At 67.4% G+C, this 23,266-nt stretch carries 15 protein-coding genes, 1 pseudogene and 1 riboswitch; of the genes and pseudogenes, 8 read left to right on the forward strand and 8 right to left on the reverse strand.

Features of this window, described 5'->3' with window-relative positions:
- Positions 1 to 27: 27 nt before the first annotated feature.
- Together OQ789_RS04390 and OQ789_RS04395 are read right to left on the reverse strand one after the other, a co-directional pair.
- Complete coding sequence (locus tag OQ789_RS04390) at positions 28 to 2,682, reverse strand: FHA domain-containing protein (RefSeq protein WP_324683756.1); 2,655 nt, start codon at positions 2,680 to 2,682, stop codon at positions 28 to 30.
- Between the two features lie 31 nt (positions 2,683 to 2,713).
- Positions 2,714 to 3,919 carry an NADH:flavin oxidoreductase gene (locus OQ789_RS04395; protein WP_324683758.1) on the reverse strand — a complete coding sequence of 402 codons (1,206 nt, stop codon included), beginning with the start codon at positions 3,917 to 3,919 and terminating at the stop codon, positions 2,714 to 2,716.
- 138 nt (positions 3,920 to 4,057) lie between these two features.
- Here OQ789_RS04395 and OQ789_RS04400 point away from each other — a divergent pair, with 138 nt between their 5' ends.
- Entirely contained in the window at positions 4,058 to 4,903 is an 846-nt protein-coding gene (locus tag OQ789_RS04400) for a bifunctional methylenetetrahydrofolate dehydrogenase/methenyltetrahydrofolate cyclohydrolase (RefSeq protein WP_324683760.1), read from the forward strand.
- Positions 4,900 to 5,181 (forward strand): DUF3017 domain-containing protein, encoded by a 282-nt coding sequence (locus tag OQ789_RS04405; RefSeq protein ID WP_324683762.1) that lies wholly within the window; start codon positions 4,900 to 4,902, stop codon positions 5,179 to 5,181. The genes OQ789_RS04400 and OQ789_RS04405 overlap by 4 nt, the downstream gene beginning before the upstream one ends.
- Before the next feature lie 12 nt (positions 5,182 to 5,193).
- Here OQ789_RS04405 and OQ789_RS04410 read toward each other — a convergent pair whose 3' ends face one another.
- Complete coding sequence (locus OQ789_RS04410; RefSeq protein WP_324683763.1) at positions 5,194 to 5,697, reverse strand: DUF732 domain-containing protein; 504 nt, start codon at positions 5,695 to 5,697, stop codon at positions 5,194 to 5,196.
- A 337-nt stretch (positions 5,698 to 6,034) separates the two neighbouring features.
- Here OQ789_RS04410 and OQ789_RS04415 point away from each other — a divergent pair, with 337 nt between their 5' ends.
- Complete coding sequence (locus tag OQ789_RS04415; protein ID WP_324683764.1) at positions 6,035 to 7,405, forward strand: HNH endonuclease signature motif containing protein; 1,371 nt, start codon at positions 6,035 to 6,037, stop codon at positions 7,403 to 7,405.
- Between the two features lie 119 nt (positions 7,406 to 7,524).
- Here the strand turns inward: OQ789_RS04415 and OQ789_RS04420 are convergent, their stop codons facing one another.
- Positions 7,525 to 9,309 carry an NAD-binding protein gene (locus tag OQ789_RS04420; RefSeq protein WP_324683765.1) on the reverse strand — a complete coding sequence of 595 codons (1,785 nt, stop codon included), beginning with the start codon at positions 9,307 to 9,309 and terminating at the stop codon, positions 7,525 to 7,527.
- 725 nt (positions 9,310 to 10,034) lie between these two features.
- Between OQ789_RS04420 and OQ789_RS04425 the strand changes: the two are divergent.
- Both OQ789_RS04425 and OQ789_RS04430 read left to right on the forward strand, forming a co-directional pair.
- A pseudogene (locus tag OQ789_RS04425) lies at positions 10,035 to 11,975 on the forward strand (APC family permease); the annotation flags it as partial.
- A 103-nt stretch (positions 11,976 to 12,078) separates the two neighbouring features.
- Positions 12,079 to 14,094 (forward strand): APC family permease, encoded by a 2,016-nt coding sequence (locus tag OQ789_RS04430; protein WP_420716032.1) that lies wholly within the window; start codon positions 12,079 to 12,081, stop codon positions 14,092 to 14,094.
- Here OQ789_RS04430 and OQ789_RS04435 read toward each other — a convergent pair.
- Genes OQ789_RS04435 through OQ789_RS04445 form a run of 3 tightly spaced genes read right to left on the reverse strand, consistent with a single transcriptional unit; the run spans position 14,055 to position 17,328 of the window.
- Positions 14,055 to 14,786, reverse strand: a complete 732-nt coding sequence (locus OQ789_RS04435; protein WP_324683766.1) for a class I SAM-dependent methyltransferase — start codon at positions 14,784 to 14,786, stop codon at positions 14,055 to 14,057. The two genes, OQ789_RS04430 and OQ789_RS04435, sit on opposite strands and share 40 nt — an antisense overlap.
- A complete protein-coding gene (gene metX / locus OQ789_RS04440) occupies positions 14,786 to 15,934 on the reverse strand; it encodes a homoserine O-acetyltransferase MetX (RefSeq protein ID WP_324683767.1) in 1,149 nt (382 codons plus the stop codon). Before metX ends, OQ789_RS04435 begins: the two co-directional genes overlap by 1 nt.
- An 11-nt stretch (positions 15,935 to 15,945) precedes the next feature.
- Positions 15,946 to 17,328 (reverse strand): bifunctional o-acetylhomoserine/o-acetylserine sulfhydrylase, encoded by a 1,383-nt coding sequence (locus OQ789_RS04445; RefSeq protein WP_324683769.1) that lies wholly within the window; start codon positions 17,326 to 17,328, stop codon positions 15,946 to 15,948.
- A 166-nt stretch (positions 17,329 to 17,494) separates the two neighbouring features.
- A riboswitch (SAM riboswitch) is annotated at positions 17,495 to 17,616 on the reverse strand.
- 150 nt (positions 17,617 to 17,766) lie between these two features.
- Between OQ789_RS04445 and OQ789_RS04450 the strand changes: the two genes are divergently transcribed.
- Positions 17,767 to 20,001 carry an NADP-dependent isocitrate dehydrogenase gene (locus tag OQ789_RS04450; protein WP_324683771.1) on the forward strand — a complete coding sequence of 745 codons (2,235 nt, stop codon included), beginning with the start codon at positions 17,767 to 17,769 and terminating at the stop codon, positions 19,999 to 20,001.
- 51 nt (positions 20,002 to 20,052) lie between these two features.
- Entirely contained in the window at positions 20,053 to 21,282 is a 1,230-nt protein-coding gene (locus OQ789_RS04455; protein ID WP_324683772.1) for an NADP-dependent isocitrate dehydrogenase, read from the forward strand.
- Here OQ789_RS04455 and OQ789_RS04460 read toward each other — a convergent pair.
- A complete protein-coding gene (locus OQ789_RS04460; RefSeq protein ID WP_324683861.1) occupies positions 21,275 to 22,084 on the reverse strand; it encodes an alpha/beta hydrolase in 810 nt (269 codons plus the stop codon). The genes OQ789_RS04455 and OQ789_RS04460 overlap by 8 nt on opposite strands.
- A 148-nt stretch (positions 22,085 to 22,232) precedes the next feature.
- Here OQ789_RS04460 and trpS point away from each other — a divergent pair, with 148 nt between their 5' ends.
- A complete protein-coding gene (gene trpS / locus OQ789_RS04465; RefSeq protein ID WP_324683774.1) occupies positions 22,233 to 23,252 on the forward strand; it encodes a tryptophan--tRNA ligase in 1,020 nt (339 codons plus the stop codon).
- The last annotated feature ends 14 nt before the right edge of the window (positions 23,253 to 23,266 follow it).

Here is a 23,266-nt window from a genome sequence, read left to right on the forward strand (position 1 = left end):
CTCATCCAGGCCAGAAGGGGTGCCGGGCTAGCGTTTCAGCCGGATGTGCCACCGGACGTAGCCGGTGTAGCCGATCGACAGCGCCGCGAGCATCGCCATGTCGAACACGAAGATGTGTTTCGAGTGCTGCCAGATCGGGTCGTTGGTCGGGATCTGCTTGACCTTGACCAGCGACGGGAAGTCGATCGAGGACGCCCCCGCCGCGTAGCCCCACCGGGCGGGCGTCAGCCACGCCATCTGTTCGAGACCGATGCGCTGATACACCGGGATCATGCCGCTGGAGAACACCAGCTGCGACATGATCGACACCACCAGCAGCGGCATGATCTGCTCGTTGGACTCCGCCAGGGCCGACAGCAGCAGGCCCAGCATGGCCGAGGCGACGCAGGTGCCCGCGACGGTGACGAACAGCGAGAAGGTCGAGTTGCCGAAGAACTGGGGATGCGCCGTCGGAGCGCCCTTGCCCAGCCGCACGATGATGGTCGCGATCGCCGCCTGGGCGGTGGCGAACACACAGAACACCGCGATCTTGGCCAGCAGATAGGCGGTGGTGGACAGGCCGACCGCCTGCTCTCGTCGGAAGATGGCGCGCTCGCCGATCAGGTCACGGATGGTCAGCGCGGTGCCCATGAAGACGGCACCGATGTTGAGCAGCACCATGATGTACTGCGGCTGCGTGGGCGCGGGGCCGAACGGGTCGGCCGGGCCGAGCCCGGGGTGCGGGCCCTTCACCGTCAGCGACAGCGCGCCGATCAGGAACGGCAGGATCGCCAGGAAGATCGTGTAGCCGCGGTCCGACACGACGAGGCGAACCTGGCGCCGGGCGATCGTGGACAGTTGCCGCAGCAGGTCTGTCTGGGGTGGTTCACCCAGGTCCGCCGGGCTCTGCGGGTTCGGTGGCGCTGACGACTGCTGGTTGCGCTCCTTGAAGCGGCGGTTGGCCTCGTCCGGGTCCGCGCCCACCTTGGCGAAGATGTCGGCCCAGTTGCGGGTGCCCATGGCCGCCTCGACCTGGTCGGGCGGCCCGCAGAACGCGGTCTTGCCGCCGGGTGCGATCAACAGGATCTGATCGCACACGTCCAGGTAGGACACCGAGTGCGTCACCACCAGGACCGTGCGGCCCGCGTCGGCGAGCTGGCGCAGCATCAGCATCACCTGACGGTCCAGCGCCGGGTCCAGGCCCGACGTCGGTTCGTCGAGCAGCAGCAGCGACGGCTGGGTGAGCAGCTCGAGCGCGACCGACGCGCGTTTGCGCTGGCCGCCGGAGAGCTTGTCCACCCGGGTGTCGGCGTGCTGGGTCATGTCGAGTTCCTCGAGCACCTGAGCGACGACCCGGGCCCGTTCCTCTTTGCTGGTGTCGGGGGGCAGGCGCAGTTCGGCGGCGTAGTTCAGGGCCTGGTTGACGGTGAGCTGGCGGTGCACGACGTCGTCCTGGGGGACCATCCCGATCCGGCTGCGCATGGATGCGTACTCGGTGTGGATGTTGTGGCCCTCGAAGGTCACATTGCCCGCGGTCGGGCTGGTGTAGCCGACGATAAGCCGCGACAGCGTGGTCTTGCCGGCACCCGAACCACCGATGATCGCCGTCAGCGTTCCGGGCCGGGCGGTCAGCGAGATGTGGTCGAGCAGCTGCTTTCCGTGGTCGACGGTGTAGCAGACGGAGTTGACCTCCAGGCCGCCGGAGCGCGTCGCCGCCTCGGTGCGCCGCACCAGGTTGCCGCCGGCGAACACCAGGTCGACGTTTCCGATGGTGACCACGTCGCCCTCGGTCAGCACCGCCGAACCAACCCGCACGCCGTTCACGAACGTCCCGTTGACGCTGTGCGCGTCGCGGATCTCGGTGCCCAGCGGCGTCTGGATCAGGAACGCGTGGTGGCGCGAGGACAGCACGTCCTGGATGACGATGTCGTTGTCGGTGGCCCGTCCGATCGTCTGCGAACCGGCCGGCTTCTGGATCGCACCCGACCGCGACGGCAGCAACGCCTGGAACACCTTCGTCGCCAGGTTCGCCACCTCGGGCGGCTTGGCGGACGCGGGGGCCATCTGGGTGTGCGGGACGCCCGAGCCGGCGGCCGGCATCTGCGCGATGGGCGGCGCGCTGTGCGGCGGGGGTGGCGGCGGGCCGGGCGGGAACGCGGGCGGGCGCCCACCGCCGCCCCCGTACATGGGTTGGGCCGGCGGCGCCTGCCGCTGCACGGGCGCGGGTTGCGGGCGCCGCGGCGGCGCGGCCCAGTTGGGCGCGCGGCCGGGCGGGGGAGGCGGTGGGGCTGCGACGGGCGGAGCGGGCTGTGCCGACCACGCCGCGGCCTGCGGTGCCGCCGCCACGGGGATGCCCATCGATTCCGTTCGCGGCGGGCGCCCGGCCATGCCCTGGTGGCGGCCGACGTCGAACGTCAGCAGCGGCCCGTCCGGGTTGCCGATGTTCAGGGTCTGCCCGTCGTGGATCTCGACCACCGGCACGCGCCTGCCGTTGACGAAAGTTCCGTTGAGCGAACCGTTGTCGATGGCCAGCCACTTGCCCTGTTCGAAACGCAACAGCAGGTGGGCGCGCGAAATCAACGGGTGCGTGATACGCATGTCCGCTCGAAGATCGCGTCCGACCACCACGTCGTGGCCCGCTGCGAAGGTGCGTTCCGATCCCTCGTGATGGACGGTTAGCGCTGGCGCGGCTGGTGCTGACATCGCCACAACTGTAGCTTGCAGCACTGTGGTTTTACGGTTGAGCGTCGGGCGCGCCGGTGACCACGCAGTGCGTGCGGGTGTAGATCGTGGGCATGCACCGATTGCAGTGCGTGCACGCCGAATGCACGTGGTGCTCGGCGCCCTCTGCGGCGATCCGGTTGATCAGATCCGGCTCGGCCAGCAGCGCCCGGGCCATCGCGACGAACTCGAATCCCTCCGCCATCGCCAGGTCCATCGTCTCCCGGTTGGTGATCCCGCCGAGCAGGATCAGGGGCATCGTCAACTCGTTGCGGAACAGCTTGGCGTCGCGCAATAGGTAGGCCTCGCGGTAGGGGTACTCGCGCAGGAACTTCTTGCCCGTCATGCGCATGCCCCAGCGCAACGGCGGCTTGAACGCACCGGCGAATTCCTTGACCGGGGCATCGCCGCGGAACAGGTACATCGGGTTGACCAGTGAGCTGCCCGCGGTGAGCTCGATCGCGTCCAGGCCACCGTCTTCCTCGAGCCACTTGGCCGTCTGCAGCGACTCATCCGTGCTGATGCCGCCGCGTACCCCGTCGGCCATGTTCAGCTTGGCGGTCACCGCGATGGGCGTGCCTTCCTTTTCCACCGCCCGCCGGACGGCCATCACCATGCCGCGGGCCACCTTGGCCCGGTTTTCCAGCGAGCCGCCGAACTCGTCGTCGCGCCGGTTGATCAGCGGGGACAGAAAGGAACTCGCCAGGTAGTTGTGGCCCAGGTGGATTTCGACGGCGTCGAAGCCGGCCTCGATGGCCAGGCGTGCGGCGTTGGCGTGCCCCTGGATCACGTCGGAGATGTCCTCGCGGGTGGCTTTCTTGGCGAACCGCATCCCGATCGGGTTGAAGAACCGGACCGGCGCCAGGGCCTTCGCCTTGTTGGACTTGGCATTGGCCACCGGGCCCGCGTGGCCGATCTGCGCGCTGACCGCGGCGCCCTCGGCGTGGATGGCATCGGTGAGCCGGCGAAAACCGGGCACCGCCTCGGGCCGCATCCAGATCCCATTGCCCTCGGTGCGCCCGCCCGGCGATACGGCGCAGTACGCGACGGTCGTCATGCCGACGCCGCCGGCGGCGGGCTGCCGGTGGTACTCGATCAGGTCGTCGGTCACCAGCGCCTCGGGCGTGCGCGCCTCGAACGTCGCGGACTTGATGGTGCGGTTGCGCAGCGTGATCGGACCCAGCTTCGCGGGGCTGAACACGTCCGGAGGGCTAGACATACCGGGAGCCTAATGGCGATCGCAAGCGCGGCGAAGCCGGGCGCGGCGGGTCGCCACCGTCGGGCACCGTGGCGATCGCAAGCGCGGCGAAGCCGGGCGCGGCGGGTCGCCACCATCGATGTCTGCCAGACTGTCGACGTGGGAGCAATCACGCTGGACGGCAAGGCCACCCGGGACGAGATCTTCGTCGACCTGAAGCGTCGGGTGGCCGCGCTGACCGCCTCGGGGCGCACGCCCGGGCTGGGCACCATCCTCGTCGGTGACGACCCGGGCTCGCAGGCCTACGTCCGCGGCAAGCACGCGGATTGCGCCAAGGTCGGCATCACCTCCATCCGCCGCGACCTGCCGGCCGACATCAGCACCGCGACGCTCAACGAGACGATCGACGAACTCAACGCCAACGCCGACTGCACCGGCTACATCGTGCAGTTGCCGCTGCCCCGGCAGTTGGACGAGAACGCGGCGCTCGAGCGCGTCGACCCGGACAAGGACGCTGATGGCCTGCACCCCACCAACCTGGGCCGGCTGGTGCTCAACAATCCCGCGCCACTGCCGTGCACCCCGCGCGGCATCGTGCATCTGTTGCGCCGCTACGACGTTGAGCTCGCCGGGGCCCACGTGGTCGTCATCGGTCGTGGTGTCACGGTCGGCCGCCCGCTTGGGCTGCTGCTGACGCGTCGCTCCGAGAACGCCACGGTGACGTTGTGCCACACCGGAACTCGCGACCTCCCGGCGCTGACGAAGCAGGCCGACATCATCGTGGCGGCCGTCGGGGTGCCGCACATGGTGACCGCCGACATGGTGCGTCCCGGTGCCGCGGTGCTCGACGTGGGCGTCAGCCGGGTGGACGGCAAGCTCGCCGGCGACGTGCACCCCGACGTGTGGGAGGTGGCCGGCCACGTGTCGCCGAACCCGGGCGGTGTGGGGCCGCTGACCCGCGCCTTCCTGCTGACCAACGTCGTCGAACTGGCCGAGCGGCAATGACCGCGCGCACCGTGCTGCGGGCCCAATGGCCAATCATGTTGGTGGGCTTGATCTTTGCGCTGGCACTCGCCTTGGTGGGGGCCAGCTTCTGGCGGCGTGGCTCGCTGTTGATCGGCATCGGTGTAGGGGTGGCGGCGCTGCTGCGACTGGTGTTGTCCGAGGACCGGGCCGGCCTTCTGGTGGTGCGCGGGAAGGGAATCGACTTCATCACCACCGCGACGGTCGGGGCGGCGATGTTCTACATCGCGTGGACCATCGACCCGCTGGGCACCCGCTAGTTGTACCTGGGTCTAGTACCTGGGCAGAGCCGGAACCTGTCCGGGCATTCCCGTCATGCCAGGGATCTGGCCGGGAACCTGTCCCGGTATGCCGGGGATCTGCCCGGCCATTCCGGGAACCGGCGGCATGGCGCCGGACAGGTTGCCGTTGGCGATGTTTGCGATCTCCTGGGGGCAGTACGTCTGGATCGCGATCGTGGTGAACATGCGGGCCATCATGGGCGACATGCCCCGGCCGGCGACGCTGGACGCGGCCGCGGCGAAATTGCCACCCGGCTGCTCGAGCATCGGGCAGATCGACTCGCCGACGGACATCGCGTTTCCGGGCTCGCCGAAGTCGATGCCGGCGTGGTTGAGCGCGTCGATGAAGTCGTCGCCGTTGCCTTCCGCTTCGGCCGGCGCCGCGAACGCCGAGGCCACGGTCAGCAGGCCGGCGGCCGCAGCCAACAGGCGGATGGTGAGCGGCTGACGACGAAAAACCCAGACCCACTGATGACTTCGTGCCAGTACCCTCAAGCCAATTCCCCGTCCGCCATGGAGTGCGTCTGCGGCACTCGAATCACGTTACGAACTCTGAGCCATGACTGTCTCGTTTGCGACACGGTGGGATAAAGCTTCGCACAATAAGCGTTTCGTGAGGTCTTTGCGCCCGCGACGTCGGTTATTACGCGGTCCGATTGCGCAAGGGTACGCAGACGATCGACGCCACACCGTGACCTGAACACGGCTGTGGGGCTCGCCGAGCTCAATCGCCCGGGTTTTTGGCGTGGCTTCTCAAATAACTTGTGTCACTTAGGCTTCTCTGGTTTCAGCGCGGCGGTTTCTGTCGGTGGCTGGGCATAGTATTTCGAACATGAGTTCGGATGCTCGGGAAGACATCGATGCGGTGTTCGATGCCCTGGAATCCGACATGGACCGGCTCTGCGCGCTGTCGTTTGACACCTTGACCACCCCCGAGCGGTTGCGGAAACTGGAACGCCTCGAAACGCTGGCACGCCGGCTGCGAGCGCCGAGTTATCAGTTGATCAATCAGGTTGGTGAGCAGGCGGATTCGGTGGAGTTGGGTGGCAGGTTGTCCTGGGCGCTGGCCGAGCGGTTGCACATCACCCGCGCGGAGGCCGGGCGTCGCATCGCTGAGGCGGCCGATCTGGGTCCGCGGCGCGCGCTGACCGGTGCGCCGTTGGCGCCGGTGTTGGCTGCGACCGCGGCCGCGGTGCGTGACGGGGTGATCGGGGCCGATCACATCGTGGTGATCCGGCGGTTTTTCCAGCAGCTGCCCGAGTCGGTCGATGTCGAGACCTGCGCGCTGGCCGAAAAGCAGCTGGCGCACACCGCGGCCCGGTTTCGCCCCGATCAGCTGGCCAAGCTGGCCGCCCGGTTGCTGGACTGTGTGAATCCCGACGGCCGCTACACCGAGGCCGACCGGGCGCGGCGGCGCACGCTGGTGCTGGGTAACCAGCACGCCGACGGCATGTCGCCGGTGCGAGGCTGGCTGACCCCTGAGCTGCGCGCCGCCCTGGAAGCCGTGCTGGCCAAGCTGGCCGCCCCCGGGATGTGCAACCCCGAGGACGACACGCCGGTGGTGGACGGCGCGCCGTCCGAGCAGGCGGTGCAGGGCGACACCCGCAGCGCCGCCCAACGCAACCACGACGCACTGGGCGCCGCGCTGCGCGCGCTGCTGGCCAGCGGAGAACTCGGCCAGCACCACGGGTTACCGGCCTGCATCGTGGTGACCACCACGCTGGCCGAGCTCGAGGCCGCCGCCGGCACCGGGCTCACCGCCGGGGGCACCGTGTTGCCGATGTCCGACGTGATCCGTTTGGCCGGCCATGCCCGCCACTACCTGACGATCTTCGACAAAGGCAAAGCCCTGGCGCTGTATCACACCAAGCGCCTAGCCTCACCCGGGCAGCGAATAGTCCTGCACGCCAAGGACCGCGGCTGCAGCGCCCCCGGCTGCGACGTGCCCGGCTTCTACTGCGAAGTCCACCACGTCGAAGACTGGTCCAAAACTCACCGCACCGACATCGACCAACTCACCTTGGCCTGCGGACCCCACCACCGCCTCCTCGACAACGGCTGGACCACCCGCAAAAACGCCCACGGCGACACCGAATGGATCCCACCCCCGCACCTCGAGCGCGGCCAACCCCGCACCAACACCTTCCACCACCCCGAAAAACTCCTCGCGGAAAGCGACGAAGACGACGACGGCGAGTGGTAACTCCCCTCGGCGCCCCTACCCGAGCTGCCCCGCCGCGGGGCGCGACTGGACGAGAGCGCCCGATTCCGTTGTCGCGATTGATTTTCCCCGAAACCCGGAACCGGACTCGGAACCGAAAGCTATGCCTGCGGGCCGACGTTCGCCTCTTGGCATTCGCAGGAGACCTCGTCGACGGGCCGGCCATCGGGGGCCGGCTGCCGGGTTGGCTGCCCCTTGCGCAGGGTGGCCAGTAGTTCTCGGTAGGGACCGACGAGGTAAACGGTGTCGCCCGCAGCGAGCCGGGCATCGCGCCGCGGGTGCAGCAGCACCGGGGCATCGTCGCGAGTGATGGCGATGACGCGAGTCTGCGTCGACACCTCGAACATCTGCATGCCGTCGAGTTCGCTTCCGGGCTGCACGTGCATTCCGCCGATCAAGAACGAACGGTTTCCCACCGAGAACGTTCCCATCACCTGCAGGCCCATCGCGGCGCCGATGAACCATGGCGCGGCCAATTCGACTGTGGACCGGACGTTTTCAAAACCGAACCGCTGTGCGACCGCGGAGCCCAGATCATGGTCGTAGACCCGCAGCACGAGCGGGACCTTTGTCCACCGATTGCCGTCGGGTGTGGGCTGGGCGCCCAGCATCTCGCGAAGCACGATCCCCGTCTCGATGTTGACCATGTCGTCGCGGGTCAGCACCGCCACGGCGCGAGCGGTGTCGACGCGGGCCGCCTCCAGGGTCGGGCGCAGCGTCGCGTCGCCGAAGATGACGGGCACGTCGAGTTCGGCGGTGGTCTGCAGGAACGGGTTGTTCGCGTCGCGTTCGATCACCGCGACGTCATACCCGGCCTCCACCAGGTCGGTGACCACACGAACGCCGAGCGCGCTCAACCCGACGACGATGACGTGATTGCGCAGGTGGCGCGCCCGCGGACGCGCGGACAGCGCGAGGAAGCGGCGAGACAGCAACACGTCGGCGATGAAGGCGACGAGTAGCGCGGTGGTGGTTACCCCGCCCAGCATCAACAAGGCGGCGTACAGCCGCAGCCAGGTTGGCTGTTTGGCGAAGCTGAAGTCGCCGTATCCCGTCGTCGTGATCGTCTCGTTGGTGAAGTAGAACGCGTCGGTCCAGGACATCCCGGGGTGTGTGTACGAGAAATGCAACAACGTTGTCGACCCGATGACCAAGAAGCTCAGGGCGGTGATCACCGGATAGAAGGCGGGGTTGACCTCACTGGGCAGGGCGCGCACCGCATAGAGGATCCGGCGCAGCCGTGACTGGCGCGCACGCATCCTGTCCTGGCCGCGTGGCAGGGTGATGCCGCACGCGGTCACCTCCTCGAGGGTGCCGATCATGGCCGTCCAATCGCCGGCCTTGACGTCCATGTCCCGTCCCGGGCACGGGACCACCTCAGCGGGACCGTCGGCGCCCTCGGCGCCGACCACCGCCGCGGGTGCGAGGTCGCCGTAGATTTCGCGCAGAGAGGCGTCGAAGGGCGCCGGCGCGCCGAAGACGACGAATTCGATACCGGACACCTCGAAGGGGTGCGTGGTACGGGCCAGGCATGCCTCGACGACGACCGGCGCCGCCAGATCGGCGACGCCGAGGATCGTGCTGGGGCCCTGGTCGACGGCGACGGCCTCGCGCAACACGTCGTTGGCGACACGCGCCACCACGCGAATGAGCGGGTTGGCCTTGCGGGCGAGCAAGGCGATTTCCAGGTTCGTCGCATCGTCGTCTCCGGCACAGACCACGGCGACCGCGTCGGCGATCCCGGCCCGGGCGAGCTGGGTCTTGACCCGGTTGCCGGCAAGCTCCGAACCGAGCAGTCTCACGACGTTCGCGCCGGCGCGTTTCAACTCGTCGACGATGGTGGTCGCCAGCGCGTCATCACCACTGACAATGATGCGCTGGCTCATGAAATCCGACTCCTGCTCTGGGGGAGGCAGCGACCGCCGATATGGGTGTATGCCGTTGCAGCCGGTGGACTCCGGCGTCCGCGCGCCACGAATTCACTGCTGGCATAACCACACACCTTGCCGACACTGCCATCACTCGAATGCCGCTCGTTACTCCGGGGGGAAATGGAGATTTCCGCGGCGTTTACAGAATTCTAACAGCAGATTCTGTGTAGCCGCCAAGGTGACAGGCCCATGGTACTCCGGCGGCGCCGGCATCGCGGGCGAGCGATCTCGTCCAAATACCTTGGCAATAACGAGAGCTCAAGTATCTACAATTGAAAATGTAATAATTAGGGCTCCCCGGCCCCGGGGGAGGCTACACGGACCCGTTACCAAAGATGCTGCGGTGCAGCGTATCTAGTGAGTCACGCCGGGGTGCGCGTGCCAACCCGCCGCGACCGGCCGGTGATAAGCGCCTAACCCGCAGCTCAGCGAGCCGTACGGGCGCCGCACAGGAGGCGTGTTCCACAACGGCTTTGGAACGCATCACCGCGTACCGAAACGTTTCATTGTTACGAATGAATGAATTAGCCTGGGAATATCCTGCCAATGTTCCTGGCAATTAGCTGTTTCCAGCTTCGCGGGCGGCATAGGGGGCTCCGCGGCGGTTAGGCTTTCGGCGGACTTTGATGTAGCAATCTCATGACATTCCCCGGGATAAGGAATATTAGGTAGTGACTTCTGTGGCTGACCAAGGGGCTTGCGAGCGCAAGGCCGAGCACAAGGCATGGTCATCTTTTTCTGACGTATGCAAACGCGGCTTCCTCGGAAAGCCAATGATCACGTCCCAGCTCGATCACGAGAAGCTGTCGAACCCCGTCGCGCTCGGGGTGCTGTCGCCGGATGCGATCTCCTCCACCGCCTACGGCTCCGAGCAGATCATGATCGAACTGCTGCCCGCCGCCGGCATGGCGGCGTTCGCGTTGTTGCTTCCGATCACCGGCGTCATCCTGTTGATCCTGGTGCTGGTGGCCGCGTCGTATCGGCAGGTCGTGATGGTCTACACGCGATCCGGCGGGTCGTATGTGGTGGCGCGGGAGAACTTCGGCCCGCGGGTGGCACAGGTGGCCGCGGCGGCGCTGTTGATCGACTATGTGGTCACCGTGGCCGTGCAATGCGCGGCCGGGACGGTCGCGGTGGTTTCGGCGATACCCGTCCTGGGCCCCTACAGCCTCGAGCTGACGGTCGTCGTAGTGCTGGTGATGTGCTACGCCAACCTGCGCGGACTACGCGAGGCGGGGGTGCGTTTCGCGCTGCCCACCTACGCCTTCACGGCCATGGTGTCGCTGACGATCGTCGTCGGGGTCATCCGCGAACTGTGCGGCAACCTGCCCGTCTACGATCCCCGGCACATCGACGGCGCGGTGCAGATCCACCACGGCGGCGGCCTGATCATGGGCGCGACGGTGCTGATCGTGTTGCGCGCGTTCGCCAACGGGGGATCCTCGCTGACGGGCGTGGAGGCCATCTCCAACACGGTCAACAGTTTCCGCAAGCCCGAAGGCATCAACGCGCGCCGGGTCATGACCGTGATGGCCTGCATCCTGGGATTTCTACTGGCGGGCGTGGCGTGGCTGACGCACGTCACCCACGCCACCCCGTACGTCGACGGCTATCCGTCGATGCTGTCCGAAATCGCCCGGGCGGTCTTCGGCGCCGGCGTGCTCGGCAAGACGCTGTACTTCCTGCTGCAGGCATCGACCGCGGCGATCCTCTACACCGGCGGCAACACCAGCTTCAACGGATTCCCCGCACTGGCGAGCTTCGTGGCCGAGGACAGCTTTCTGCCGCGCCCGCTGATGAAGCGGGGGCACCGGCTGGTGTTCTCCAACGGCATCATCGCCCTGACCGTGCTGGCGGTGGCGCTGCTCATCATCACCGGGGGGTCGGTCGACGCGCTGGTGCCGTTCTACGCGATCGGCGTGTTCACCGGGTTCTCCATGGCCGGCTACGGCATGGCCAGGCATTACCTGACGCATCGCGGCCGGCATTGGCGCCGCAAGCTGGCGGTCAACATGTCGGCGGGCGTGTTGTCGACGGTCGTGGTGGGAATCTTCGCGGTGGCCAAATTCACCGAAGGCGCCTGGCTGATCGTCGTGGTCTTCCCATTGCTGGTGTTGGCCCTGATGCGGCTGAACCGGCAGTACCGTGCCGAGGCGTCCGTGCTGGAGATGTCGCGAACCGAGCCGCCCGTCCTGGACCGGTACACCCGGCACCGGGTCTTCGTCTTCGTCGATTCCATCGACCTCGCCGAGATCGAGGCCATGCGTTACGGGAATGGTCTGCGCGCCGACGAACTCACCGCGGTGCACCTGGTGATCGACCATGACCGCGCGGCGCGGCTGCAACGGCGCTGGGAGGTGTTCGAGCACGACACCCCGCTGCGCATGGTCGATTGCCCGGATCGTCACTTGGGCCGTGCCGCACACGATTTGGTGGTCCGGGTGCTCAACGATCATCCGGAGACCAGGGTGACGGTGTTGTTACCGCGGCGAACCTACTCGCCGCTGATCGGCCGGCTGTTACACGACCGCACCGCCGACAAGATCGCCCGCGCCGTCAGCCGCATCCCGGGTGCGGCGGCGCAGATCGTGCCCTACGACATCGAGTCCCGCATCGCCGAGGTTACCCACGCGGGATAGGGGCCATCGCGCCCCAGAACCGAGCCGGGCCGGCCCCGCAACCGCATCGTGTGAGCCCTCGAGGAGGGATCTCAAGGAGGATATTGTGACGGAATCACTGGGCGGGATACCGCTTTCGTTCACCGACAGATGCAAGCGAATCCTGCTCGGCGAGCCGCTGACCACCGATCGGCTGGACGCGGAGCGGTTGTCGAATCCCGTTGCGCTGGGGGCGCTTGCGCCCGACGCGATTTCGTCGACGGCGTACGGCCCCGAGCAGATCATGATCGAACTGCTGCCCGCGGCCGGCATGGCCGCGTTCGCGCTGTTGCTTCCGATCACCGGGGTGATCCTGGTGATTCTGGCGCTGGTGTCGGTGTCGTACCGGCAGGTGGTCACGGCCTACACGCGCCCCGGCGGTTCGTATCTGGTCGCCCGGGAGAACTTCGGCCCGCGGGTGGCCCAGGTCGCGGCGGCGGCGCTGGTGATCGACTACGTGGTAACGGTGGCGGTGCAGCCCGCCGCCGCGACCGTGGCGGTGGTGTCGGCGGTTCCGGCCCTTCGTCCCTACCATCTGGAGATCACGCTGGCCGCCGTGGTGCTCATCTGTCTGGTCAACCTGCGCGGGCTGCGGCGGTCCGGGCGGATGTTCGCGATCACCACCTATGCGTTCGTCGCCATGATCACGGCGACGATCCTGACCGGGCTGGTTCGCGAATTGGCCTGGGGATTACCGAAATACGATCCGCATCACCTCGTCGGCGCGGTGCCGGTCCATCAGGGCGGCGGGCTGGTGATGGGAGCGACGGTGTTGATCGTGTTGCGCGCCTTCGCCAATGGCGGCACCTCACTGACCGGTGTCGAGGCGGTGTCGAACTCGACCAACGTGTTCAAGAAGCCCGAAGGCATCAACGCCCGTCGTGTGCTCACGGCGATGGTGTGCATGCTGGGATTCCTGCTGGCGGGGGTCGCGTGGCTGGCGCACGTCACGCACGCCGTCCCGTACCTCGACGAATACCCGTCGATGCTGTCCGAGATCACCAGGGCCGTCTTCGGCGATGGGGCGATCGGCAAGGTCCTCTACTTCATGGTCCAGGCATCAACGGCGGCAATCCTTTTCACGGGCTGTAACACCAGCTTCAACGGCTTCCCGGCGCTGGCCGGTTTCGTTGCAGAGGATCGCTTTCTGCCCCGGCCGCTGTCGAAACGGGGCCACCGGCTGGTGTTGTCCAACGGCATCCTCACCCTCACCGCGCTGGCCGTGACGCTACTTCTGATCACCGAGGCGAAGGTGAGTGCGCTGGTCCCGTTCTATGCGATCGGGGTGTTCACCGCGTTCGCGATCGCCGGTTACGGCATGGCGAAACATCACCTGACCCGCCGAGGGCCCGGCTGGCGACCCAAGGTGGCGATGAACGTCGCAGCGGGAGTCATGTCGACGATCGTGGTGGGCATTTTCGTGGTGGCCAAGTTCACCGAGGGTGCCTGGCTGATCGTGATCATCTTCCCGCTGCTGGTGCTGGCCCTGATGCGGCTCAACAAGAAGTACCGGGACGAGGCGTCGGTGCTGGAGATGTCGCGCACGGAAATGGTTGACCTGAGCCGCTATCAGCGGCTTCAGGTCCTGGTGTTCGTCGACACGATCGACCTCGCCGAGATCGAGGCCGTCCGCATGGGAAACGGACTGCAGGCCGACGAGCTCACCGCGGTGCACTTCGTGATCGACGCCGACCATGCCATGTCGCTGCGGGAGCGCTGGAATCGTTTCGAGCACGACACCCCGCTGCGGCTGATCAACTGCTTGGATCGGCACCTGAGCCGGGCCGCGCACGAGTTCGTGGTCCGGGTGCTCGCCGAGCATCCGGACTCCAGGGTGACGGTGTTGCTGCCGCGCCGTACGTACTCGCCTCTGTTGGGGCGGATGCTGCATGACCGCACCGCGGACAGGATGGCCCGCGCGGTGAGCCGCATCCGGAACGCGACCGCCATCATCATGCCGTACGACATCGAATCGCGGATCGCGCGCGTCGCGCCCCACGGGTTCGAGCCCGCGCCCGCGAAACCCGTTGAGAATGACCAGGATCACCCGGCCAGCGTCGCCCGGGTGCACACGGTGACGTAGGGCAGCGCCAGGCCGTTCGAGTTGGCCAGCGCCGGATGGGTGGCCAGCAATCGGCGCACCTGGTCAAGTGTCTGGGTGCGCACCTCGGCCGGCGAGGTGATGCAGTAGCTGCGCGACGCGACCAGGTCGATCAGTGCTTGCGGCGTAAGGTAATTCGTCCACTCGACCTGATGGCGTTGCACGTCGGTGAACGGCTCGGGCAATGCCACGTCGACCCGGCCGCCGTCCTCGCTTCCGATGATCTGACCCAGTTCGCGCACCCAGCCGAGCCGCTCGTCGCGGATGTTCCACACCAGACCGAGGCGCCCGCCGGGCCGCAGCACCCGAGCCACCTCCGGAATCGCGCGCTCCGGATCCACCCAATGCCAGGCCTGGGCCACCAGCACCACGTCAACGCTGTTGTCCTCCAACGGAATCTCTTCCGCGGTACCCAGCAGCGCCCGGGTCTCCGGCAGCGAGCTGCGCAACACCTCCAGCATGTCCTGGACAGGGTCGACGGCCACCACGTCCAGGCCGCGCTCCACCAGCCGCGTGGTCAGCTTCCCGGTTCCGGCACCCAGGTCGAGCACCTGGCGCGCCCCGGTCGGCAGCAGCCAGTCGATCGCTTCCGGGGGATACGACGGACGCCCCCGCTCATACGCCGCGGCCGCCGAGCCGAACGACAGGGAGCGGTCGTGTCCGGACTCGGTCACTATCGGCATGCGCCTTCGGCCCCGCCCGGGTGGAGCGCCAGCGCGAGCGTCTTGCGGATCAGATCCCCCACCGCGTCGGACTCCACCAGGAAGCCGTCGTGCCCGTAGATGGAGTCGACGACCTGCAGACCCGCGCAGCCCGGCAGCAGCTCGGCCAGTTCCTCCTGCAGCCGCAGCGGGTAGAGCCGGTCCGACGTGATGCCGCCGACGACCGCGGGCACCGGGCAGGCGCGCAGGGCCTTGGGCACGCCGCCGCGCCCGCGTCCGACGTCGTGGGTGTTGAGCGCCTCGGTCAGCGCCACGTAGCTGCCTGCGTCGAAGCGGTCCACCAGCTTGTCGCCCTGGTACTCCAGGTAGCTCTGCACCGCGTAACGGTCGTCGTCCACCGCCGTGCCGTCGTCCTGCTTGTCGTTGCCGAACCGGGAGTCGAGCTCGACTTCACCGCGGTAGGTGAGGTGGGCGAAGCGGCGCGCGATCGCCAGCCCGCCCTCCGGTGCGAGCCCGGTGCCGTGGTAGTCGCCGTTCTGCCAGTGCGGGTCGGCCTTGACCGCCGCGATCTGCGTGGTCTGGGTGCCGACCTGGTCGGCGGTGGCGCGCGCGCCGACCGCCAGCAGCAGCCCGGCGCGCACCTGGGCCGGGTAACCGACCATCCACTCCAAAGCCCTTGCGCCGCCCATGGATCCGCCGACCACGGCGGCGACCTCGTTGATGCCGAGCGCGGCCAGGGCGGCGACGTCGGCCTTCACCTGGTCGCGCACGGTGATCAGCGGAAATCTTGAGCCCCAAGGCTTTCCGTCTCGGGCCAGCGAGCCGGGGCCGGTGGATCCGCGGCACCCGCCCAGCACATTGGTGGCCACCGCGCACCAGCGGTTGGTGTCGATCGGCGCACCCGGGCCGACCATCGCATCCCACCAGCCGGCCGTGGGGTGGCCGGGTCCGGCGGGCCCGGTGATGTGTGAGTCGCCGGTCAGCGCGTGCAGCACCACCACCACGTTGTCGCGCGTCGGCGAGAGCTCGCCCCAGCGCTGGATGGCGATGGACACGTCGTCAATCACCGCGCCGTATTCGGTATGCAGCGAGCCGATGTGGACGAAGCCCGTTTCGCCCTCGGTGGGCAGGGTTTGGGTGGGGACGTCGAAGATCGTCATGGCGCTGGCCCCTAGAACGCGGCCACGGCTTGTGGGTCGGCGCCGGATGTCCCCGCCGTCGCACCGAATTTGCTTGCCGCGGCGAAGCCGAGCTCCAGGTCGGCGAGGATGTCGTCGATGCCCTCGATGCCGACGGCCAGGCGCACCAGCCCGGGGCTGACGCCGGTGCTCAGCTGCTCAGCCGGGCTCAGCTGGGCGTGCGTGGTGGACGCCGGGTGGATCACCAGCGAGCGCACGTCGCCGATGTTGGCGACGTGGCTGTGCAGCTGCAGCGCGTTCACGAACGCCTTGCCCGCCTCGACACCACCGGCCAACTCGAACGCCAGCACCGCGCCGGTTCCTTTGGGCGCCAGCTTCTTTCCCCGCTCGTGCCAGGGCGAGTCGGGCAGCCCCGCATAGTTGACCGACAGCACGCCATCATGGCCGGCCAGGTACTCGGCCACGCGCTGCGCGTTGGCGACGTGGCGCTCCATGCGCAGGCTCAGCGTCTCGATGCCCTGGGCCACCAGGAACGCGTTGAACGGCGAAGCGGCCGAGCCGAGGTCGCGCAGCAGCTGCACGCGCGCCTTGAGCGCGTACGCCGGTGGACCGAGCTCGGCGAACACCACACCGTGGTAGCTGGCGTCGGGCGTGGTGAACCCCGGGAAGCGGCCCTGCGTCCAGTCGAACGTGCCGCCGTCGACGATGACCCCGGCGATCGCGGAGCCGTGCCCGCCGAGGTACTTGGTGGCGGAGTGCACCACGATGTCGGCGCCGTGGGCGAACGGCTGGATCAGGTACGGCGTGGCGATCGTGTTGTCGACGATCAGCGGGATGCCGTTGGCGTGCGCGACGCCGGAGACCCCGGGGATGTCCAGGATGTCGATCTGCGGGTTGGAGATGGTCTCGCCGAAGAACGCTTTGGTATTCGGCCGCAGCGCTGCCTGCCACGAGTCCAGGTCGTCGGGGTCCGCCACGAAGGTGACCTCGATGCCGAGCTTGGCCAGCGAGTAGTGGAACAGGTTGTACGTCCCGCCGTAGAGCCGCGGGCTGGAAACGATGTGATCTCCGGCACAGGCCAGGTTCAGTATGGCGAAAGTCTCAGCGGCCTGGCCGGAGCTCAGGAAGAGCGCGGCGACGCCGCCTTCGAGAGCGGCGATGCGCTGTTCGACGACGTCGGTGGTCGGATTGCCGATCCGGGTGTAGATGTTGCCCGGCACTTCCAGCCCGAACAGGGCGGCGGCGTGCGTGGTGTCGTCGAAGGTGTAGGACGTGGTCTGGTAGATCGGCAGGGCGCGGGCGTTGGTCGCCGGGTCCGGATGCTGACCGGCGTGCACCTGCCGGGTCTCGAACGACCAGTTCGCTGCCGGATCGGCGGTCGGATCGGCGGTCGGATCGGCTTTGTCGGAGCTCACGGGGGTTGCTTTCTGCTGGTAGGGGAGTTTGCTAGGACGCGGCCGGGACGCCGGAATCCGACGTCGAACCGGCGCCGCGGTTCAGCAGCGACACACGAGGGGGCGAGGAGGGGCCGAGCGACTGCACATCACGTTTTCCCTGTCTACTCAGGGGCCCGTCATGGCGGACCCGCGCTTGCCGGATAGCCGGTCGTGTGGCTACTCAACCTGGTCATCACCCGGGGCACCCCACCGCGGTTGGAGGGTTGCCGGCCAGCAAGCCGGGGCTTGATGCTGGCGCTCATGACCAATACGGAGACTATCTTACTGTGCCGAGCCGGTGCCAACCATCGCGGTGCGCGTGCAGGTCGACACCTGTCCAAACACCCTTGCTAACGTGGCAGTCACACCGCTGAGCCCCGATAATTCGAACCCATCATTGCCGCCGGGAGAGGGACCGTGAGCGCCGAAGAGCCGATCGTCATCTACACACTGACCGACGAAGCGCCGCTGCTGGCGACGTACGCGTTCCTGCCGATCGTGCGCGCCTTCGCCGAGCCGGCGGGCATCGAGATCAAGACCAGCGACATCTCGGTGGCCGCGCGGATTCTGGCCGAGTTCCCCGAGGATCTGACCGAAGAGCAGCGGGTGCCGGACAACCTGGGTGAACTGGGCCGGCTCACCGAGCTCCCCGACACCAACATCATCAAGCTGCCGAACATCAGCGCCTCGGTGCCGCAGCTGATCGCCGCCGTCAAGGAGCTGCAGGGTAAGGGATACAAGATCCCCGACTTTCCGCACAGTCCAAAGACGGACGAGGACAAGGAAATTCGTGCGCGCTACGCCAAATGCCTGGGCAGTGCGGTCAACCCGGTGTTGCGGCAGGGCAACTCGGACCGGCGCGCCCCCAAGGCCGTCAAGGAGTACGCGCGCAGGCACCCGCACAGCATGGCGGACTGGTCGCCTGCCTCGCGCACGCACGTCGCGACCATGCGGCACGGCGACTTCTATCACGGTGAGAAGTCGATAACGCTGGACCGCGCGCGCAACGTGAAGATGGTGCTGCAGACCAAGGGCGGCAAGACCCTCGAGCTGAAACCCAAGGTCGAACTGCGCGACGGCGACGTCATCGATTCCATGTTCATGAGCAAGAAGGCCCTCATCGAGTTCTACGAGGAGCAGATGCAGGACGCCTACGAGACAGGCGTGATGTTTTCGCTGCACGTCAAGGCGACGATGATGAAGGTGTCGCACCCCATCGTCTTCGGTCACGCGGTGAAGATCTTCTACAAGGACGCGTTCGCCAAGCACCAGGCGCTCTTCGACGAGCTCGGTGTCGACGTCAACAACGGATTGGTCGACCTCTACAACAAGATCGAGTCGCTGCCCGCGTCGCTGCACGAGGAGATCATTCGCGACCTGCACGCCTGCCACGAACACCGCCCGGAGCTGGCGATGGTCGATTCGGCCAAGGGCATCACCAACTTTCATTCGCCCAGCGACGTGATCGTGGATGCGTCGATGCCGGCGATGATTCGCGCGGGCGGCAAGATGTGGGGTGCCGACGGGCGGCAGAAGGACACCAAGGCCGTCAACCCCGAGTCCACCTTCTCCCGCATCTACCAGGAGATCATCAACTTCTGTAAGACCCACGGGCAGTTCGATCCGACGACGATGGGCACGGTGCCCAACGTCGGCCTGATGGCGCAGCAGGCCGAGGAGTACGGCAGCCACGACAAGACGTTCGAGATCCCCGAGGACGGTGTCGCCGACATCGTCGACCTCGACACGGGGGAAGTCCTGCTCACCCAGAACGTGGAGGAGGGCGACATCTGGCGCATGCCCGTCGTCACGGACGCGGCGATCCGGGATTGGGTCAAGCTCGCGGTCACCCGGGCGCGCAACTCGGGGATGACGGTGGTGTTCTGGCTGGACACGGAGCGCCCGCACGAGGTCGAGCTGCGCAAGAAGGTCAAGGCGTACCTGAAGGAACACGACACCGAGGGCCTGGAGATCCAGATCATGCCGCAGGTGTGGGCCATGAGGTACACGATCGAGCGCGCGATGCGCGGCCAGGACACCATCGCGGCGACCGGAAACATCCTGCGCGACTACCTCACCGACCTGTTCCCCATCCTCGAGCTGGGCACCAGCGCGAAGATGCTGTCCATCGTGCCGCTGATGGCCGGCGGCGGGATGTACGAAACCGGCGCGGGCGGCTCGGCGCCCAAGCACGTCCACCAGCTCGTCGAGGAGAACCATCTGCGCTGGGACTCCCTGGGCGAATTCCTGGCCCTCGGAGCGTGTTTCGAAGACATCGGCATCAAGACCGACAATGAGCGCGCCAAGATCCTGGGCAAGACCCTGGACGCCGCGATCGGAAGGCTGTTGGAGAACAACAAGAGCCCGTCGCGCAAGACCGGCGAACTCGACAACCGCGGCAGCCAATTCTACCTGGCGCTGTACTGGGCGCAGGAGCTCGCGAAGTCCGATGACACCGAATTGCGGGACCATTTCGCCGCGCTGGCCGAATCGCTGGCCGACGGCGAGGACACCATTGTGTCCGAACTGGCCGAGGCGCAGGGCGAGGCTGTCGACATCGGTGGCTACTACTACCCGGACCGCGAGAAGACGACGGCGATCATGCGCCCGAGCAAGACATTCAACGAGGCGTTGGCGGCTTCCACAGGCTAGGGGACGGGCCAGGGGGCGCGCTGGGCCCGCGGGCAGGAGGCCGGATTCGACATGGCAGGCGAAGCCAAGATCAAGGTCAGGGGCCGCGTCGTAGAGCTCGACGGTGACGAAATGACCCGCGTCATCTGGAAGTTCATCAAGGACAAGCTGATCCTGCCGCACCTCGACATCGACCTGGACTACTACGACCTGGGCATCGAGAACCGCGACCGCACCGACGACCAGGTGACCCTCGACGCGGCCCACGCGATCAAGAAGCACGGCGTGGGTGTCAAGTGCGCCACCATCACCCCCGACGAGGCCCGCGTCCGGGAGTTCGGCCTCAAGAAGATGTGGCTCTCACCGAACGGGACGATTCGAAACATCCTGGGCGGCACCATCTTCCGCGAGCCCATCGTGATCTCGAACGTGCCACGGCTGGTGCCGGGCTGGACCAAGCCGATCGTCATCGGCCGCCACGCCTTCGGCGACCAGTACCGGTCGACCGACTTCAAGGTGGACAAGCCGGGAACCGTCGCCATCACGTTCACCCCCGCCGACGGCAGCGAGCCGATGGTGCACGAGGTGGTGTCCATTCCCGCCGACGGCGGTGTCGTGCTGGGGATGTACAACTTCAGGGACTCCATCCGGGACTTCGCGCGCGCGTCGCTCAAGTACGGTCTCGACGCCAAGTGGCCGGTCTACCTGTCCACCAAGAACACCATCCTCAAGGCCTACGACGGCATGTTCAAAGACGAGTTCCAGCGCGTCTACGACGAGGAGTTCAAGGACCGATTCGAGGCCGAGGGACTCACCTACGAGCACCGGCTGATCGACGACATGGTCGCGGCCTGCCTGAAGTGGGAGGGCGGCTACGTCTGGGCCTGCAAGAACTACGACGGCGACGTGCAGTCGGACCTCGTCGCCCAGGGCTACGGCTCACTGGGGCTGATGACGTCGGTGCTGATGACCGCCGACGGCAAGGTGGTGGAGGCCGAGGCCGCGCACGGCACCGTCACCCGGCACTTCCGCCAGTATCAGGCCGGCAAGCCCACCTCGACCAACCCGATCGCGTCGATCTTCGCCTGGACGCGCGGACTGGCGCACCGCGGCGAGCTGGACCACACCCCGGAGGTGACGGAGTTCGCCCAGACCCTGGAAAACGTGGTGGTCGCCACCGTCGAGAGCGGCAAGATGACCAAGGACCTGGCGATCCTCATCGGTCCTGACCAGCAATGGCAGAACAGCGAGGAGTTCCTCGGCTCGATCGCGCAGAACCTGGAAAAGAAACTGGCTAACTAGCCGGGGGCCGTAGCTGGTCCGGAAGCCGGCCCGCCGCGGCGCGGCAGTCGTCGATGAAGTCGGCGATGACCGCGGTCACCCGCTCGGGCGCCTCGAACATCGGCACATGCCCGACGCCCTCGAGCTCGGTGATCTTCGTCCCCGGAGGCAGGAAGCTGGTGAAGTGCCGATTGAATCGGCTCGCGGGCACCACCCGGTCCTTCTCGCAGAGCACCAGCTGGACCGGCACCGCGGTGTCGGCCAGCTGCAGCAGACCGGGATTGAGCAGCGTCTTGACCAGCAGCTGGAAGTACGCCGGGCAATGGGCGGCGTCGTCGACGACGCCGCACAGCTGCTCCTCGCTGACCGCGTCGGGCGTGGCGCTCAGCGGCAGGGTGGCCAGCCGGCGGCTCAGCGGCAGCCGCAGGGTGCGGGCGCCGAACAGCCGCGCGAGCCCCAACAGGGGCATGCCCGCGATGAACTTGCTGATGACCTCGAATTTCACCGGGCTCCACCGCGTCCATCCGCCCGCGGCGCCGACGCCGGTCACGCTGCGCGCGCGCCCACGCCGCTCCAGCTCGAAGGCGACCCAGCCGCCCAGCGAGTTGCCCACCATGTGGGCGGTTTCCCAGCCGAGCTGGTCGAGCTGGCGTTCGACATGGTCGGCCAGCAGCGGCGTGCTGAGCAGCCAGGTGCCCGCGTAGGGGCCGCCGTTGTGCCCGGCCATGGTGGGGGCGAAGACCTCGAAGCGGCCGGTCTCGGCCAGCCGCGGCGCGACCGGGTCCCACACCGTCTGCGACATCAGGAATCCGTGCAGCAGCAGAACCGGCTCTGCGGAACCATCCGTGGAACCGAGGTGAATCGGCGGACGAGTCGTCATAGCCCGACATTAAAGGCGGTACCGGCGGTACCGCAACCAGGCCGCCGGTCGGTGCAGGCCGGGCGGCTGCGCGTGAAAAGATCGGTGGATCATGAGCACCGCTACCGGATCCGGCCGGCTTTTCTCCGGCGTGCAGCCCACCTCCGACTCCCTGCATCTGGGTAACGCGCTGGGCGCCATCACGCAGTGGGTCGCGCTGCAGGACGACCATGACGCGTACTTCTGCGTCGTGGACCTGCACGCGATCACCGTCGCCCAGGATCCCGAGGCGCTGCGCCGCCGGACGCTGATCACCGCCGCGCAATACCTGGCGCTGGGCATCGACCCGGCCCGCAGCACCGTGTTCGTGCAGAGCCAGGTGCCCGCCCACACCCAGCTCGCCTGGGTGCTGGGCTGCTTCACCGGTTTCGGGCAGGCGTCGCGCATGACGCAGTTCAAGGACAAGTCACTGCGCCACGGCGCCGACTCCACCACCGTGGGACTGTTCACCTACCCGGTGCTGCAGGCGGCCGACGTGCTGGCCTATGACACCGATCTGGTGCCCGTGGGCGAGGACCAGCGGCAGCATCTCGAGCTGGCCCGCGACATCGCCCAGCGCTTCAATGCCCGGTTCCCAGACACTTTCGTGGTTCCCGACGTGCTCATCCCCAAGGCCACCGCCAAGATCTACGACCTGCAGGACCCGACGTCGAAGATGAGCAAGTCGGCCGCCACCGACGCAGGCGTGATCAACCTGCTCGACGACCCGGCCAAGTCCGCCAAGAAGATTCGCTCGGCGGTCACCGACAGCGAGCGCGAGATCCGCTACGATACCGGGGCCAAGGCCGGTGTGTCCAACCTGCTTTCGATCCAGTCCGCGGTCACCGGTGTCGACATCGACACGCTCGTGGCGGGCTATGCCGGAAGGGGTTACGGCGATTTGAAGAAAGACACCGCCGAGGCGGTCGTCGAGTTCGTCGCACCCATCAAGGCCAGGGTCGACGAACTGACCTCCGACGTGGCCGAATTGGAGGCCGTGCTCGCGGCCGGAGCGCAAAAGGCCGACGATGTCGCCGGGAAAACGGTCCGGCGGGTCTACGATCGGCTTGGGTTTCTTCCACAGCGGAGTTAGATCCACAGCGGAAT

The sequence above is a fragment of the Mycobacterium sp. 94-17 genome (assembly GCF_035617725.1).
GTDB lineage: Bacteria > Actinomycetota > Actinomycetes > Mycobacteriales > Mycobacteriaceae > Mycobacterium.

Coding starts and splice junctions, on each gene's coding strand:
- OQ789_RS04390 (WP_324683756.1), bottom strand. CDS start 2,682: ATGTCAGCACCAGCCGCGCCAGCGCTAACCGTCCATCACGAGGGATCG.
- OQ789_RS04395 (WP_324683758.1), bottom strand. CDS start 3,919: ATGTCTAGCCCTCCGGACGTGTTCAGCCCCGCGAAGCTGGGTCCGATC.
- OQ789_RS04405 (WP_324683762.1), top strand. CDS start 4,900: ATGACCGCGCGCACCGTGCTGCGGGCCCAATGGCCAATCATGTTGGTG.
- OQ789_RS04415 (WP_324683764.1), top strand. CDS start 6,035: ATGAGTTCGGATGCTCGGGAAGACATCGATGCGGTGTTCGATGCCCTG.
- OQ789_RS04420 (WP_324683765.1), bottom strand. CDS start 9,309: ATGAGCCAGCGCATCATTGTCAGTGGTGATGACGCGCTGGCGACCACC.
- metX (WP_324683767.1), bottom strand. CDS start 15,934: ATGACGATCTTCGACGTCCCCACCCAAACCCTGCCCACCGAGGGCGAA.
- OQ789_RS04455 (WP_324683772.1), top strand. CDS start 20,053: ATGGCAGGCGAAGCCAAGATCAAGGTCAGGGGCCGCGTCGTAGAGCTC.
- trpS (WP_324683774.1), top strand. CDS start 22,233: ATGAGCACCGCTACCGGATCCGGCCGGCTTTTCTCCGGCGTGCAGCCC.